Source organism: Vannielia sp. SX4 (assembly GCF_052828525.1).
Genome location: NZ_CM128247.1, coordinates 3951983 through 3967031 on the forward strand (window position 1 = coordinate 3951983; position 15049 = coordinate 3967031).

General features: G+C 66.9%; 15 protein-coding genes. 8 read left to right on the plus strand and 7 right to left on the minus strand.

All coding sequences use genetic code 11. The features are described 5' to 3' along the window. Positions 1 to 22: 22 nt before the first annotated feature. A complete protein-coding gene (locus ACUXVX_RS19560; protein WP_222472014.1) occupies positions 23 to 787 on the minus strand; it encodes an NAD kinase in 765 nt (254 codons plus the stop codon). Between the two features lie 174 nt (positions 788 to 961). Here ACUXVX_RS19560 and glyA point away from each other — a divergent pair, with 174 nt between their 5' ends. Further along, positions 962 to 2251: a serine hydroxymethyltransferase gene (glyA, locus tag ACUXVX_RS19565; RefSeq protein ID WP_446309607.1), complete on the plus strand. Its 1290-nt coding sequence runs from the start codon at positions 962 to 964 to the stop codon at positions 2249 to 2251. A gap of 206 nt (positions 2252 to 2457) precedes the next feature. On the opposite strand, the gene zapE is transcribed toward glyA, so the two are convergent. Next, positions 2458 to 3549 carry a cell division protein ZapE gene (gene zapE, locus ACUXVX_RS19570; RefSeq protein WP_446309608.1) on the minus strand — a complete coding sequence of 364 codons (1092 nt, stop codon included), beginning with the start codon at positions 3547 to 3549 and terminating at the stop codon, positions 2458 to 2460. A gap of 133 nt (positions 3550 to 3682) precedes the next feature. Between zapE and ACUXVX_RS19575 the strand changes: the two genes are divergently transcribed. Next, positions 3683 to 4927, plus strand: coding sequence for an MFS transporter (locus ACUXVX_RS19575; protein ID WP_222472011.1), 1245 nt, complete (start codon positions 3683 to 3685; stop codon positions 4925 to 4927). After that, positions 4924 to 5565 carry a hypothetical protein gene (locus tag ACUXVX_RS19580; RefSeq protein WP_446309609.1) on the plus strand — a complete coding sequence of 214 codons (642 nt, stop codon included), beginning with the start codon at positions 4924 to 4926 and terminating at the stop codon, positions 5563 to 5565. Before ACUXVX_RS19575 ends, ACUXVX_RS19580 begins: the two co-directional genes overlap by 4 nt. On the opposite strand, the gene ACUXVX_RS19585 is transcribed toward ACUXVX_RS19580, so the two are convergent. The 3 genes from ACUXVX_RS19585 to ACUXVX_RS19595 are packed head-to-tail and all read right to left on the minus strand — an operon-like array spanning position 5562 to position 8019. Further along, the gene (locus tag ACUXVX_RS19585) at positions 5562 to 6497 is read right to left on the minus strand and encodes an alpha/beta fold hydrolase (protein ID WP_446309610.1); all 936 of its coding nucleotides are present in this window, start codon (positions 6495 to 6497) and stop codon (positions 5562 to 5564) included. The genes ACUXVX_RS19580 and ACUXVX_RS19585 overlap by 4 nt on opposite strands. Then, the gene (locus ACUXVX_RS19590) at positions 6494 to 7402 is read right to left on the minus strand and encodes an ornithine cyclodeaminase family protein (RefSeq protein WP_446309611.1); all 909 of its coding nucleotides are present in this window, start codon (positions 7400 to 7402) and stop codon (positions 6494 to 6496) included. Before ACUXVX_RS19590 ends, ACUXVX_RS19585 begins: the two co-directional genes overlap by 4 nt. Then, a complete protein-coding gene (locus ACUXVX_RS19595; protein WP_446309612.1) occupies positions 7399 to 8019 on the minus strand; it encodes an HAD family hydrolase in 621 nt (206 codons plus the stop codon). The genes ACUXVX_RS19590 and ACUXVX_RS19595 overlap by 4 nt, the downstream gene beginning before the upstream one ends. A 135-nt stretch (positions 8020 to 8154) precedes the next feature. On the opposite strand from ACUXVX_RS19595, the gene ACUXVX_RS19600 reads away from it, so the two are divergent. Then, complete coding sequence (locus tag ACUXVX_RS19600) at positions 8155 to 9330, plus strand: acetyl-CoA C-acyltransferase family protein (RefSeq protein ID WP_446309613.1); 1176 nt, start codon at positions 8155 to 8157, stop codon at positions 9328 to 9330. 13 nt (positions 9331 to 9343) lie between these two features. On the opposite strand, the gene ACUXVX_RS19605 is transcribed toward ACUXVX_RS19600, so the two are convergent. Next, positions 9344 to 10000: a hypothetical protein gene (locus tag ACUXVX_RS19605; protein WP_446309614.1), complete on the minus strand. Its 657-nt coding sequence runs from the start codon at positions 9998 to 10000 to the stop codon at positions 9344 to 9346. A gap of 115 nt (positions 10001 to 10115) precedes the next feature. Beyond that, positions 10116 to 10841 carry a hypothetical protein gene (locus ACUXVX_RS19610; protein ID WP_446309615.1) on the minus strand — a complete coding sequence of 242 codons (726 nt, stop codon included), beginning with the start codon at positions 10839 to 10841 and terminating at the stop codon, positions 10116 to 10118. Between the two features lie 114 nt (positions 10842 to 10955). On the opposite strand from ACUXVX_RS19610, the gene ACUXVX_RS19615 reads away from it, so the two are divergent. From ACUXVX_RS19615 to ACUXVX_RS19630, 4 genes are all read left to right on the plus strand, one after another. Next, entirely contained in the window at positions 10956 to 12293 is a 1338-nt protein-coding gene (locus ACUXVX_RS19615) for an MFS transporter (protein ID WP_446309616.1), read from the plus strand. Beyond that, complete coding sequence (mepA, locus tag ACUXVX_RS19620) at positions 12293 to 13210, plus strand: penicillin-insensitive murein endopeptidase (RefSeq protein ID WP_446309617.1); 918 nt, start codon at positions 12293 to 12295, stop codon at positions 13208 to 13210. The genes ACUXVX_RS19615 and mepA overlap by 1 nt, the downstream gene beginning before the upstream one ends. Continuing rightward, a complete protein-coding gene (locus tag ACUXVX_RS19625; RefSeq protein ID WP_446309618.1) occupies positions 13183 to 14085 on the plus strand; it encodes an esterase-like activity of phytase family protein in 903 nt (300 codons plus the stop codon). Before mepA ends, ACUXVX_RS19625 begins: the two co-directional genes overlap by 28 nt. 93 nt (positions 14086 to 14178) lie before the next feature. Continuing rightward, on the plus strand, positions 14179 to 14796 hold the full coding sequence (locus ACUXVX_RS19630; RefSeq protein WP_446309619.1) for a queuosine precursor transporter: 618 nt from the start codon (positions 14179 to 14181) through the stop codon (positions 14794 to 14796). The last annotated feature ends 253 nt before the right edge of the window (positions 14797 to 15049 follow it).

The window sequence follows — 15049 nt, forward strand, 5'->3', positions numbered from 1 at the left end:
CTAGGTGGGCACAGTGCCCACCCTAGGCGAACTGCTCCCGAATGAGCCGCTCCTCGAGCCCATGGCCGGGGTCAAACAGGATACGGTGGCGGATGCTCTCGTCGGAGCGCACGATCACCGTCACCACATCCTCCACCGCCCGGCTGTCGGCCTCGGCGCGCACCGGGCGCTTCTTGGGTTGCAGCACGTCAAACCGCACCTCCGCGGCCATCGGCAGCAGGGCGCCCCGCCAGCGCCGCGGGCGGAAGGCGGCAATCGGTGTCAGCGCCAGCACCTCGGCGCCGATCGGCAGGATCGGCCCGTGGGCCGAGTAGTTGTAAGCGGTCGATCCCGCAGGCGTGCACAGCAGCGCCCCGTCGCAGACCAGCTCATCCATCCGCACCCGGCCATCCACCTGAATGCGCAACTTCGCCGCCTGCGGCCCCTGCCGCAACAAGCTCACCTCGTTGATCGCCAGCACCTCTTCGGTGCCGCCGTCCGCGGTGAAGGCCCGCATCTTCAGCGGATGCAGCACCTCTTCTTCCGCCGCCTCCAGCCGCTCTATCAGCGCCGGCTCGGCATATTCGTTCATCAAGAACCCGATGGTCCCGCAGTTCATCCCGTAAACCGGCGTGTCCAGATGCTGGGTGTCCCGCAGCGTCTGCAGCATGTGCCCGTCGCCCCCCAGCGCCACGATCACCTCGGCCTCTTCCACCGGCACATCGCCATGCTGCCCGGCCAGATGGCGGCGCGCCTCTTCGGCAATCTGGGTCTCTGCGGCCAGAAAGGCGATCTTCTCCACCGGCACCTCCTCGGGGGCATCCTCCAGGTTTCCCCACAGACTTCGCCCGCGCCGATCCGAAACACAAGTCCGCCGATATGCCGCCAAAACTCCACACTGCGCCGGTTTGAGCCCTTTTGCCCCGCCCCCGCATCGGCTACACCCCGCGCAACCGTTCCCATATCCAAAGAGGCCTGCCCCATGAACGCGCCCCACCGAGACAGCGGATTTTTCACCGAAGAGCTCGCCAGCCGCGATCCCGAGATCGCCAAGGCCATCGGCCAGGAGCTGGGCCGCCAGCGCGACGAGATCGAGCTGATCGCGTCCGAGAACATCGTGAGCAAGGCCGTGCTCGAGGCGCAGGGCTCGGTCCTGACCAACAAATACGCCGAGGGCTACCCGGGCAAGCGCTACTACGGCGGCTGCCAATATGTCGACATCGCCGAAAACCTCGCCATCGAGCGCGCCAAGGAGCTGTTCGGCTGCGAGTTCGCCAACGTCCAGCCCAACTCCGGCTCCCAGATGAACCAGGCCGTCTTCCTCGCGCTGCTGAAGCCGGGCGACACCTTCATGGGCCTCGACCTCAACTCCGGCGGCCACCTCACCCACGGCTCGCCCGTCAACATGTCGGGCAAGTGGTTCAACGTGGTCAGCTACGGCGTCCGCCAGCAGGACCAGCTGCTCGATATGGAAGACATCCGCGCCAAGGCGCTGGAGCACAAGCCCAAGCTCATCCTCGCCGGCGGCACCGCCTATTCCCGCACCTGGGATTGGGCCGCCTTCCGCGAAATCGCCGATGAGGTCGGTGCCTATCTGCACGTCGACATGGCCCATATCGCTGGCCTCGTCGCGGGCGGCGTCCACCCCTCGCCGATCCCCCATGCCCACGTTTGCACCACGACGACCCACAAGTCGCTCCGTGGCCCGCGCGGCGGCATGATCCTCACCAACGATGCCGACATCGCCAAGAAGGTGAACTCCGCCGTCTTCCCCGGCCTTCAGGGCGGCCCGCTGATGCATGTCATCGCCGCCAAGGCCGTGGCCTTCGCCGAGGCCCTGCGCCCCGAGTTCAAGAGCTACGCCGCCCAGGTGGTTAAGAACGCGCAAGCCATGGCCGACCAGCTCCAGAAGGGCGGGATCGACGTGGTCTCCGGCGGGACCGACAACCACCTCCTGCTGGCCGACCTCCGGCCCAAGGGCGTGACCGGCAAGGCCGCCGAGGCCGCCCTCGGCCGCGCCCACATCACCTGCAACAAGAACGGCGTGCCGTTTGACCCCGAAAAGCCCTTCGTCACCTCCGGCATCCGCCTCGGCGCGCCCGCAGGCACCACGCGCGGCTTCGGCGAGCCCGAGTTCCGCCAGATCGCCGACTGGATCGTGCAGGTCGTCGACGGTCTCGCCGCCAACGGTGAAGACGGGAACGGCGAGATCGAAGAAAAGGTGAAGGCCGAGGTCTCCGCCCTCTGCGCCCGCTTCCCGCTCTACGAGTGAGCCGACCTCGCCCGAGCCTGTAGGGTGGGCACTTTGCCCACCTCCCGCACCCTAAGGCCCCGCCTCTCCGGCGGGGTTTTTCTTTGCCGACCCCACCGCACGCTGCATTGATTAATGCACCCCTATGTCATCTGACATGCGCATCGGATGTGCATGGAATGTGCACCAGTTGTGCATCAATAAAATATGGGGTTAACGGGGGTTTCTTACCCCTCCGCACGCCCCCACGCGGCATCCTGCATCTCGCGCAAACGGCTCGCCGTGCGCTCGAATTCAAAGGTGCCCTCGCCTTCCAGGTAAAGGCTTTCCGGTATATCCGCCGCCGAACAAATCAGCCGCACCCGCGCCTCGTAGAGCGCATCCACCAGCGTCACGAAGCGCTTCGCTTCGTTGAAGTTCGACCGGCTCAGGCAGGGGATGTCATCCACCATCAGCACCTTCACCGCCTCGGCAATCGCAAGGTAATCCGCCGGGCCGAGCGGCTTGCCGCAGAGCTCGTAAAAGCTGGCCCGCGCCACCCCGTTGCTGAACCGCGGCAGTTCCACTTCGCGGCTCTTCACCACCAGCTTCAACGGCGCCGCATCGGGGCCGGAGAGGTCAGCCCAAACGGCATCCATCTTCTCCCGCGCCGCGCCGCCAAGCGGCGAGAAATACACCGGATTTCCGGCCAGACGGTCCTGCCGGTAGTCCACATCCGCCGCCAGTTCCCGCACCTCCATCCGCTGCTCCAGCAGCTCAATGAAGGGCACGAAGAGCTGTCGGTTCAGCCCGTTCTTGTACAGGTCTTTCGGCGGGCGGTTCGAAGTGGTCACAATCGCCACCCCCGCCGCAAAGAGCTTCTCGAAGAGCCGCCCCACGATCATCGCATCGGTGATGTCGGTGATCTGCATCTCGTCGAAGCACAGCAGCTCCACCTTCGCCGCCACATCCTCGGCCACCGGGCGGATGGCATCATCCACACCCGTCTTGCGCGCCTCGTGCATCGCGCCGTGAATTTCCTGCATGAAGGCATGGAAGTGGACACGCCGCTTGCGCGGGCTGTTAACGCTTTCGAAGAACAGATCCATCAACATGGATTTGCCCCGGCCCACGCCGCCCCACAGGTAAAGCCCCGTCACCGGCTCGGGCGTGCTCTTTCCGCCGAAGAGGCTGCGCAGGCCGCTCTTCGGCTCCGGTCGCGCCTCCAGCGCGGCCCGCACCCGCTCGAAAGCGGGCAAGGCGGCCCTCTGCGCGGGGTCGTCCTTCAGCGTGCCTGACGCAACGCGGGCATCGTAAAGCTCTGGCAAGGTCTGGCTCATGCCCCCTGCTAGCGCGGGCGCGGCCCGATTTGAAGCCCAAGCCGCCGCGACCGGCGCAATGCATCACCATGCTTGACGCCGGCCATCACGAAATGACATTTGACCTGATCGTGAACAGGTTCAACTTACCGCCATGGAAACCCGCACCCCCCTCCTCACCCCGGTCCTGATCGGCGGCTGCCTCGTCATCCTCGTCGGTTTCGCCATCCGGGCGAGCTTCGGGGTGTTCCAGATTCCCATCGCCGAAGAGTTCAACTGGCCCCGCGCCGAGTTCTCCCTCGCCATCGCGATCCAGAACCTCGCCTGGGGCATCGGCCAGCCCATCTTCGGCGCGATTGCCGAAAAGATCGGCGACCGGAAGGCGATCATCATGGGCGCGGTGCTATACGCGGTGGGCCTCGTGCTCTCCTCCGTCGCCGTCTCGCCGCTCCAGCACCAATTGCTTGAAATCCTTGTCGGCTTCGGTGTCGCAGGCACCGGCTTCGGGGTGATCCTCGCGGTCGTGGGTCGCGCCAGTTCCGATGACAACCGCTCCATGTCCCTCGCCATCGCCACCGCAGCAGGTTCGGCCGGTCAGGTCTTCGGCGCGCCGCTGGCCGAGTGGATGCTGGGTTACATGAGCTGGCAGGAGGTCTTCCTCGTCTTCGCCGCCGCCATCCTCGCCGTGCTCGCGGTGCTGCCGATGATGCGCTCGCCCCAAGCCGCCACCAAGGCGGAGCTTGAAGAGACCATCGGCCAGGTCCTCGTCCGCGCGGCAAAAGACCCCTCCTTCACCCTGATCTTCCTCGGCTTCTTCTCCTGCGGCTACCAACTTGCCTTCGTCACCGCCCACTTCCCGGCGCTGGTGGCCGAGATGTGCTCGCCGATCCAAGCCGGCGGCATGCTCGCAGGCCTCGGCATCTCCACCACCTCCGCCCTCGGCGCGGTGGCGATCTCGCTCATCGGGCTGGCCAACATCGCCGGCACTCTGGCGGCAGGCTGGGCCGGCAAGCGCTACACCAAGAAATACCTGCTGGCAGGCATCTACACCGCCCGCACCATCATCGCCGGGGCCTTCATCCTCTTCCCCATCACGCCTGCAACGGTGCTGATCTTCTCGGTCCTCATGGGCTCGCTCTGGCTGGCCACCGTGCCGCTCACCTCGGGCCTCGTCGCGCACATCTACGGGCTGCGCTACATGGGCACGCTCTACGGCATCGTGTTCTTCTCGCACCAGCTCGGCAGCTTCATCGGCGTTTGGCTCGGCGGGCGGATGTATGACATTTATGGCGACTATACGATGGTCTGGTGGATCGGTGTCGGCGTCGGCGCATTCTCGGCGCTCGTGCACCTGCCGATCCGCGAAAACCGCACGCCGCCACAAGGACTTGCCGCTTGATCCGCACGCTTCTCGCCGCCGCTCTCCTGCTTCTCAGCCCTCTCGCCGCCAGCGCGGATGATACCCTCTCCTGGGCCCGCTCCCAGCCCCAGCCGATGCGCACCGTGCTGCTGCGCATCGCCAAGGATCCGGCCTTCGTGGCAACGCTCAAGCAATGCCCCGGCGCGCTCTACCGCGCCTCCACCACCCGCTACCGGAGCGACAAGAGCTGCGCCCGCAAGCCTAACGCTTGCCTCAACCGCTGCCTGAAGGGCGACCAATCTTCGTGCTTCAACCTCGCCAACGCGATGCAAACCGCTGCGCCGATCGAGGAGGAGAGCCAGTTCGCCTACCCGCTCTACGCCCGCGCCTGCGCGCTCGGCAACGCCAACGCCTGCGTCAACGCCGCGGCCACCGCCCGCAATGGCGACTGGCGCCCGGGCACCCGCCCAGCCCGCGCCACCGCACCTGCCTGCCAGTTGAAGACCTACACCGATGCCTGCGCCAACGGCGCGGCCTGGGGCTGCTTCATGGAGGGCAACATCTACCGCGATGGCGCCCCCGGTACCCGCCCCAGCAAGGCCCGCGCCGATGCGCTCTACACACGCGCCTGCGCCCTCGCGCCCCGCTCCGGGGCCTGCAAATCCGCCTACCGCTAAAGCCCGGCGGCAAAGCCCGTCAGCGCCTTGAGCGCTTCCCGCGGGTGGGTGTGGGGCAATCCGTGGCCCGCAGCCTCCACCGTGGTCTGCCCGGCCCCCGGCGCCACGCGGGCGAGCTTCTTGGCGGGCCGCGGGCCAATCAGCCCGTCCTCTCCACCCCAGACCGCAAGCATCGGCAAGCTGCGCTCATCGAGCGCCTTCAGCGTGGGCGCCATGTCTTCGGCCAGCATGTGCCGCAGCGATGAGAGCACCGCCCGCCGGTAGCCCCGCGTGCGGGTTTCCAGCGCCATCCGGGCCTGCAAGTTCTTGGTCGAAGACGGGCCCTGCCGCGCCGCTGCCTGCCGCGACTGCCGGCGCATCCCGATCCCCGAGAAGGTCGCCCAGAGCCAGTCTCCCACCAGCGGGGTGGCGGCGCAGAACCTTGTGAACCCGTCGAGACGGTGGCCCAGCCCGGCGGGGGTGAGCAGCGCAAGCCCCCGCACCCGGCCCGGGTAAGCCTCTGCATAGGCGGCAGAAATCGCCGCGCCCATCGAGTAGCCCACCAGCAGCACCGGCCCTTCGCCCGCCTCCGCCTCGATCACCTCGGCAAGCTGCCGCACAAACAGCGCCCGGTCCTGCGGCTTGCCCGGCATCGCCGAGCCGCCCCGGCCCCAGAGGTCATGCCGCACCACCCGCCAGCCCTGCACCACCAGCCCCGCCGCGATGGCGTCGAACACCCATGAGGGCGTGGTCAGCCCATGCACCAGCACCGCCACCGGGCGGCCATCCAGCCCGTCCACCGTCACATGGGTCAGCCCGTCGGTCAGCCGCAGCCCCTTGCCGCTCAGCCCCTCCCGCGCGGCGCGGCGCGAGCGGCACATGAGCCACGCAATGGGCGGCGGCGCGATGAGGCCAAGGCAGGCCCCGGCAAGGATCCAGAGCCAGAGGCTCACGCCCCCACCTGATCCAGTATGTGCCGCGCCGTCATCAGGTCCAGATGCGCGCCGCCGCCGTTCTTGGCCACCGTGATCTCCTCGTCGCTCTCCCGCCTGAAGGCATCAAGCTCGTAATAATCGGCCACGATATTGGCCTCCGCGATCACGCCTCGCGCAATCGGGTCTTTCAGCTCGCCAATGTGGCCCACCGTTGTGTCCCGGCTGTCTACGAAGAGCCGCGCGCGCTGGAGCACCTCGTCATCGGCCTCCCGCATGTCGGGCCGGTAGGCGCCGATCAGGTCCACGTGCTGCCCCGGCTGCAACCACCCGCCCTTCAGCACCGGCTCAGTGCTCATGGTCGCCGTGGCGATGATATCGGCCTCGCCCACCGCCGCCTCCAGATCCTGCGCCACCCGAGCGCCGGTCTCGTCCGCCAACTTCGCCGCCCGTCCCGCCGTGCGGTTCCACAGCGTGAATTCCGCACCGGGAAAGCCCGCCGAATAGGCCTCGATCAGCGACGCCGAGACGGCCCCCGCACCCAAGATCAGGATCTTCCGGCTCTCCGGCCGCGCCAACCTCCGGGCGGCCAGCAGGCTGTCGCCCGCAGTCTTCCACTTGGTCACGAGATGAAAATCCACGAAGGCTTCCGCCTCGCCTGTGGTGTCGGAATAGAGCGTGACCGAGCCGTTCACCGCTGGGCGCTCGGGCGCATTGCCGGGGAAGATCGTCGCCGTTTTCACCAGCGAGCCCAGCCCGTCGATCCACGCCGCCCGGCTCAGCAGCGTGTCGTCGCCCCGGTAAAGGAAGATATCCTCAATCTCTGCCTTGTGCAGCCCGTGGCCCTCGGCCAGCGCATCGGTCAGGCCCAGCCAGTTCAGCGCGGCCTCGCCCTGTTCATAAGTTATAAACTTCGGTGTGGTCATCTTGCCGCCTCCCCGGAGAGCAAGCCCTCGGCCACCAACCGTTCGGCAAACCCCTCCGGCCCCTCGAAGAGGTGGGTCTGCCAGCCGCGCGATTTGGCCATCGCGATGTTGTCGGCCCGGTCATCGGCAAACAGCAGCGCCTCCGGCGCCACGCCGCAATCGGCCTCGACGGCGGCGTAAATCTCGGGGTCCGGCTTGGCCATCTTCATGTGGCCGGAGATATAGCGCCGGTCGAACTCGGCCAGAAACGGGTAGTGGCTCTCGCCCAGCTCGAAGCTCTGGATACCGAAGTTCGACAAGGCGAACACGGGCACACCGCCCGCACGGAGCGCCCGGAGCAGGCGCACCGAATGGTCTATGGCAGGTTGCGCCATCTCGATCCAGCGGTCATGCCAAAGGGTGATCTCCGCCGTCCAGCCCGGGTTCGCCTCCGCGCATTCCATCACCATGTCCCTGAAGGTCTCGCCCCGGTCCACCCGGTCGTTCATCCCGTGCAGGTCCACCTCGGCAAAGAGCCGCTCCCGCCGCTCCCGGCCGATCTCGGCGTCATAGAACCGCTCGGGGTTCCACTCGATGAGCACGTTGCCGATGTCGAAGATGACGGCGCTGACAGGCATGGGGATTCCTTTCCGGGGGGTGTCGGGCCGAACTCAACCATCTGACGTTGCGGCCCTCAACCCCCGGCGCACGCTCCCCCGGTTGCCCGTTGGCCCGAGGGGGCTACACTTCCGGCAACGGCAGAGGAGGCCCCCATGGACGATATCGTGATTCTCGACGGTGCCCGCACCGCGATCGGCACCTTCGGCGGGGCGCTCGCCGCCACCGCCCCCAGCGCGCTCGGCGCCACCGTGGCGCGCGAGGCGATGGCCCGCTCCGGCGTGGAGCCGGGGCAGATCGGCCATGTGGTCTATGGCCACGTGATCAACACCGAGCCGCGCGACATGTATCTGAGCCGCATCGCCGCGATGGATGCCGGCATCCCCGAGAGCACCCCGGCGATGAACGTCAACCGCCTCTGCGGCTCCGGCGCGCAGGCCATCGTCTCGGCCACCCAAGCCCTCGCCCTTGGCGATGCCGACTTTGCCATCGCCGGCGGCGCCGAGAGCATGAGCCGCTCGCCCTACATCATGCCCGAGGCCCGCTGGGGCCAGAAGATGGGCGATATCAAGAGCCTCGACATGATGCTCGGCGCGCTCAACTGCCCCTTCGGCACCGGCCACATGGGCGTGACGGCAGAGAACGTCGCCGCCGAACATCAGGTCAGCCGCGCCGATCAAGACAATTTCGCGCTAGAGAGCCAGACCCGCGCCGCGGCGGCCATCGCCGAGGGCCGCTTCACCAGCCAAATCGTGCCAGTGGAGATCAAGGTGAAGCGCGAGATGGTCCCCTTCGCGACCGACGAGCACCCCAAGGCCACCTCCGCCGAAAAGCTCGCCGCCCTGCGCCCCGCCTTCCAGAAGGACGGCACGGTGACGGCGGGCAACGCCTCCGGCATCAACGATGGCGCCGCCGCCCTCGTGCTGGCCCGCGCCGAGGCCGCCGAGAAGGCCGGCCTCAAGCCCCGCGCCCGCGTCATCGGCTATGCCCACGCGGGCGTCAGCCCCCATGTCATGGGCATCGGCCCCGTGCCCGCCGTGCAGGCCCTCTGCGCCCGCACTGGTCTCAGCGTGGATGATTTCGACGTGATCGAGAGCAACGAGGCCTTCGCCGCACAGGCCATCGCCGTGAACCGCGGGCTGGGGCTGGATGGAGCGAAGGTCAACCCCAACGGCGGCGCCATCGCCCTTGGTCACCCGGTCGGCGCGACCGGCGCGATCATCACCGTGAAAGCCCTCTACGAGCTTGAAAGAACGGGCGGAAAGCGCGCGCTGGTGACCATGTGCATCGGCGGCGGTCAGGGCATCGCGCTGGCCCTCGAAGCGCTCTGAAGCGCGCCGGGCGTCACTCGAAGCTGAAGCTCTCCAACAGCCGCCCGCTCAGCGAGGCGGGAAAATCATCGGGGGAGGTGATCGGAACCGCCTCCTCCGCGATCTGCGCCAGCGCCACCACCCCTGCCTCCGCTTCCGCGTTGGGCAGGCCCAGCAGGCGCCAGTGAATTTTGCCGTAGTCCGCATCGGTGTAGGTGCCAAAGATCTCCACCGCCGTCTTGCCGCCGATCTCGACCTTGCGCGTATTCGTCCGGCTCGCGTCCGCCTTGCCCTCCACGAGGCCCGGCACCACCAGCGCGCTCATGATCTCCATCAGGTAGTTCAGGCGCGGCTCCTCGTCGTCCGCCATCGGCAGCGAAAGCTCCGAGAAGGTGACCGCCTCAATCAGCCCGCCGCCTTCGGTCGAAAACACGAATTTGACCAGCCCGGTCTGCGGGGTCTGCACGATCCGGCTCTGGTAGCTGCCATCACCGGCGAGCGGCACCACCACCACGAAGGGCGCGGCGTCGGGCTTGCCGTGCTTGCTCAAATACTCTGCATCGGCCTTGAAGGTCTCGCCCGCAACCACCTCCTGCGGTGCCCCGAGATCGAGCTGGAAGCCGCCAAGCGCATCGCCCTGCGCCCCGGCTTGAGACTGTGCGGCAAGCGGGCTGGCGAGTGTAAGAGCCATGAGGAGAGCGGAAAAGCGCGGCATGTGCAAAGGCATCCGTGTTTGAAATCGAATGCGCCCACCTTACGCGGGCATCTGCCGTGAGGGAAAGCCCCTTGCTCGCCCGTGCCCGGGGCTATTCGGTGGCCGCGCTGTCCTGTGCCTGCGGCTCTACGGGCGGCGCGGTGAGACGCAGGGTGGAGAGCGCCTTGCCGGTCAGGCTGACCGAGAAGTCGCCGCCCGCAATATCGAGATGCGCCTTGTTCACATGGCTCACCGCATAGAGGCTCTCGGCGCGCTCCGGGTCCGGCATGGCGATGAACCGGTAGGTGTAGCGGGCCTCGTCACGCGGATCGAGATAGGTGCCAATGAGCTCAACCGCCCGATAGCCCTCGCCCGGCCCCACGCGCACCTCGCGCACCGGCTCGGCGGTGACCTCCTCGAACTTCTGCTGCAACAGCGCCGGCCCCTGTTCGGCCAGCTTGGGGCCGATTGCGGCCAGCCGCTCATCCATACCCGCCATCGGAATGCGGATCGGCGCAAGGAAGAGGCTCTCCATGAAGCTCTCATCCTCGGCCCGAAAGTTGAACTGCACCACGCCGCCCTCGGGCAGTTCCTCCACGCTGATGGCGTGGGTCTGTTCGGGCCGCTTGGGCAGGATGATCTGGAAGGCCACCTCCGGCACCTTGCCGGTGCGCTGCACAAAGCCGCCGTCCACCCGGTAGGTGCGCCCGATGACAACCTGCTCGGCCACCGCGACGGCATCCTCGCCGCCACCGCCCCGGCGCATGGTCTCCCGCGCCACAAGCGCGACACCCGCCACGAGGACGGCCAGAATTATCAGGTTGATCGGACGAAACATCGGCCACTCTGCTCGGTTTTTCGCCACAGTATTCAAGCGCCGCCCGCCCCGCAATGCACAGTTGCGCCATGCCCCGCTTCAATGCTCTATGAGGCCGGACGAGGGGGCGCGAGCATGGCAGAGATTTCGGCAAAAAAACGCATATGGGGGTGGTTCTTCTTCGACTGGGCCAGCCAGCCCTACAACACCCTCCTGCTCACCTTCATCTTCGCGCCCTACGTGAACTCGGTGCTGGGTGATGGCAGCCGGGCGCAGGCGGCATGGGGCTTCGGCGTGGGAGCCGCGGGCATCGTCATCGCGCTCCTCGCGCCTATCCTCGGTGCAATGGCCGATACCTCCGGCAAGCGGGTGCGCTGGGTCTGGTTGTTCTCGATGCTCTACGTCGTCGGAGCCTGGGGCATTTGGTTCGCCTCGCCGCAGGATTTTGACCTCACCCGCACGCTCATGCTCTTCGCCATCGGTCTGATCGGGATGGAGTTCGCAACGATCTTCACCAACTCCATGCTGCCCGACCTCGGCACGCGGGAGGAGATCGGCCGCATCTCCGGCAACGGCTGGGCGTTCGGCTACGTAGGCGGGCTCTTCGCGCTGGTCATCATGCTGGTGTTCCTTGCCGAAAGCCCCACCACCGGCAAAACCATGGCCGGCCTCTCGCCACTCTTCGGGCTCGATCCGGAGACCCGGGAAGGCACCCGCGCCGTGGGGCCGCTTACCGCGATCTGGTACATCGTCTTCATGGTACCCTTCTTCCTCTGGGTCCGTGACCCGCGCCGCGACCGGCCCTCCAAGGGCGCGGTGAAAGCGGCGCTGAAGGGCCTCGCCGGCACCATCCGCAACCTGCCCCGCACGCCCTCGCTGCTGGCCTACCTGACCTCCTCCATGTTCTACCGCGACGCGCTCAACGGCATGTACACCTTCGGCGGCATCTATGCCGCAGGCGTGCTCGGCTGGTCCGTGGTTCAAACCGGCATCTTCGGCATCCTCGCCATCATCACCGGCGCGGTCTTCGCCTGGATCGGCGGGCGGGCCGATACCGCCTTCGGCCCCAAGCCGGTGATCGTCACCTGCGTTCTGGTGCTCACCGCTGTCGCGGTCTCGGTCGTCATGGTCAGCCGCGAGAGCGTGTTCTTCATGCCGGTGGGCCCCGAGAGCCAGTTGCCCGACCTCGCCTTCTACTTCCTCGGCGCGGTGATCGGCGCGGCGGGCGGGGTGCTTCAGGCCGCCTCGCGCACCATGATGGTGCGGCAGGCCAACCCCGCGCGAATGACCGAAGCCTTCGGTCTCTACGCGCTGGCGGGCAAGGCCACCTCCTTCATCGCACCGCTCTCCATCGGGGTCGCGACGGCGCTCACCGGATCACAGCAACTTGGGGTCTCGCCGCTCATCGCCCTCTTCATTATCGGCCTCGTTCTGCTAGTCTGGGTCAAACCGGACGGAGCAGAAACGCAATGATGATCCGAGCAGCAATCACCACTCTTTCCCTCGCCCTCGCAACGGCCCTTTTGCCCGCGCTGGCGCCTGCGGCCGCCGAGGCCCAACAAAAGGCCAACAGGCTCTTCGGGTCTCATCCCGATGGCTCCCGGCAAAAGCCGTCTTCCATCGGCTTCTACTCCAAGGGCTGCGCGGCGGGCCTTGTCGAACTGCCCGAAACAGGGCCGACATGGCAGGCCATGCGCCTCTCACGCAACCGCAACTGGGGTCATCCCGAAACCATCGCCTTTATCGAGCGGCTCTCCGCCGGTGTGCGCAAGTTCGGCTGGCCCGGCCTCTACATCGGCGACATCTCGCAACCCCGCGGCGGCCCGATGACCTCGGGCCACTCCAGCCACCAGATCGGGCTGGATATCGATATCTGGATGAACAAGCCCAAGAGCCTCGGCCTGTCGCGCAATGCGCGCGAGAACATCTCGGCCATCTCTGTGCGCTCGAACGATCAGCGCTCGGTCAACGGCAACTGGACAGGCGCCCACGCCGCCATGCTCGAACTGGCCGCGCGCGACCCGGCGGTCGACCGCATCTTCGTCACGCCCCCGGTCAAGATCTTCCTCTGTGAGCGGGCCAAGCGGCGTGACAAGAAATGGCTTCAAAAGATCCGCCCGCTCTATGGCCACCACTATCACTTCCACGTCCGGCTGAAGTGCCCGCGGGGCTCGCGCGAGTGCGTCACCCAGCAGCCCACAGTCGATGAACTCTCCAAGGGCGGAGACGGCTGCGACGAAACCCTCCAGTGGTGGGTGACCGACTATCTGAACCCGCCAAAGGTAAAGGCCGGCACCCCCAAGAAGGCCGCACCGCGCAAAAAGCACCCGCGCGATTTCACCATGGCTGACCTGCCTCGCTCATGCGTCGGCGTTCTAAACTCGGACTGAGCCTCACCGCCCTCGCGCTCTGCACCGGCCTCGCCCTCGCGGCGGGCCAGAGCGGGCGCGTGGTGTCGGTGAGCCTCGGTGCCTCCGATGAGGCCGCCCGCTTCGGCGGATTTTCCGGCATCGAGGTGTCCGACGATGGCACCCGCTTCTGGGCGCTCTCCGACCGCGCCGCCCTAGCCGAGGGCCGCCTCATTCGCAACGAAAGCGGCAAGCTGACCGGGCTTGAGGTCGAGCGGCACGCCCGCCTGATCGACCCCGATGGCCACCTCGTCGATGGCTATGAGAGCGATGCCGAGGGGCTGGCGCGGCGGGCCAATGGCCGGTTCTACATTTCTTTCGAGGGCTACCACCGGGTCTGGACCTACCGGGGCGACGACATCATGGAGGGCGGCGAGGCGGCATGGCTTCCCCGTCACCCCGACTTCAAGAACATGCAGAGAAACTCCGCGCTCGAGGCCCTCGCGATCGACGCCGAAGGCGCGCTCTACACCCTGCCCGAACGCTCCGGCAGCTACTCAAGGCCCTTCCCCGTCTATCGCTACGCCGATGGCGCATGGGCGAAGGCCGGCGCAGTGGAGCGGCAGGGCGAGTGGCTCCCCGTGGGCGCCGATTTCGATGACAAAGGCCGCCTCACCCTGCTCTGGCGCCACTTCACCGGCTACGGGTTTTCCAGCCGCATCACCCGCCACGAGATGACCGGAAAGATCTGGCCCTCCGAGGTGCTCTACGAGACCAACCCGCTGACCCACGGCAACCTCGAAGGCCTATCGCTCTGGCGCGACGCGGGCGGGCAGCTTAGGGCGGTCATGGTCTCGGATGACAACTTCAAGGGCTACCAGCGCAGCGAGATCGTCGAAGTCCTGCTGCCCGACTGAAGGCTTGCCAAGTCTTCGGGCCAGCGTTAGAAGCCGCCGTCCCGCACGGTGCGGGGCCAAGTCCCCGACCACCTTGCTAAAACGGGCCATACAATGAAAACCAACCTCATCATTGGCGTTCTCGCCATGGCCGCCGTTGTGGTGGCTTCCAACATCCTCGTTCAGCACCTTCTGGGTGAATGGCTGACCTGGGGCGCACTGACCTACCCCGTCGCCTTTCTCGTGACCGACACGATGAACCGCCTCTACGGCGCCCCCACCGCCCGCAAGGTGGTGATCGCGGGCTTCATCGTCGGCGTCGCCTGCTCCTTCGTCGGCTCCCAGATCCAAGGCGAGTTCGGCCCGCTGGTCACGCTGCGAGTGGCGCTCGGCTCCGGCCTCGCTTTTCTTTCTGCTCAATTGTTGGACGTTGCGGTCTTTGACCGGATGCGTGCGCGGGCATGGTGGCAAGCGCCGCTCGGCTCCACGCTGGTCGGAAGCACCGTCGACACGGTGATTTTCTTCTCCATCGCCTTCGCCGCCACCTTCAACGGCCTCGAGCCAGCCGCCGTGCCGGACTGGGCGCAGGGTGCCGTTACCCTTCTGGGCAAGGGCCCCGAGGCCCCGCTCTGGGTTTCGCTCGCGGTGGCCGACTGGGGCGTGAAGCTGGCGCTGGCCGCCCTCGCGCTCATCCCGTTCCGCCTGATCACCGCAAATCTGGCCCGCGCATAAAAAGTTTGACAGGTGCACACTTCCGATTCACGCTGAACTTGCGTTTTTGAAACAGCTGAAAGGAGGTGATCCAGTGTCGAGAGCTACATTGGAGAGAGGTGTCGGGACAACGGCGGAGGTTCACGCGTAGGGCAACCCCTGCGACGTGAAAGTCGCCTTTGGCCGAGGGTCTAACCGGACCTCGCCTCCAAAACAGTTCGACAGGGCCGCTCCGTCATCCGGGGCGGCCCTTTTGATTGCCCCGCCGCGGCGG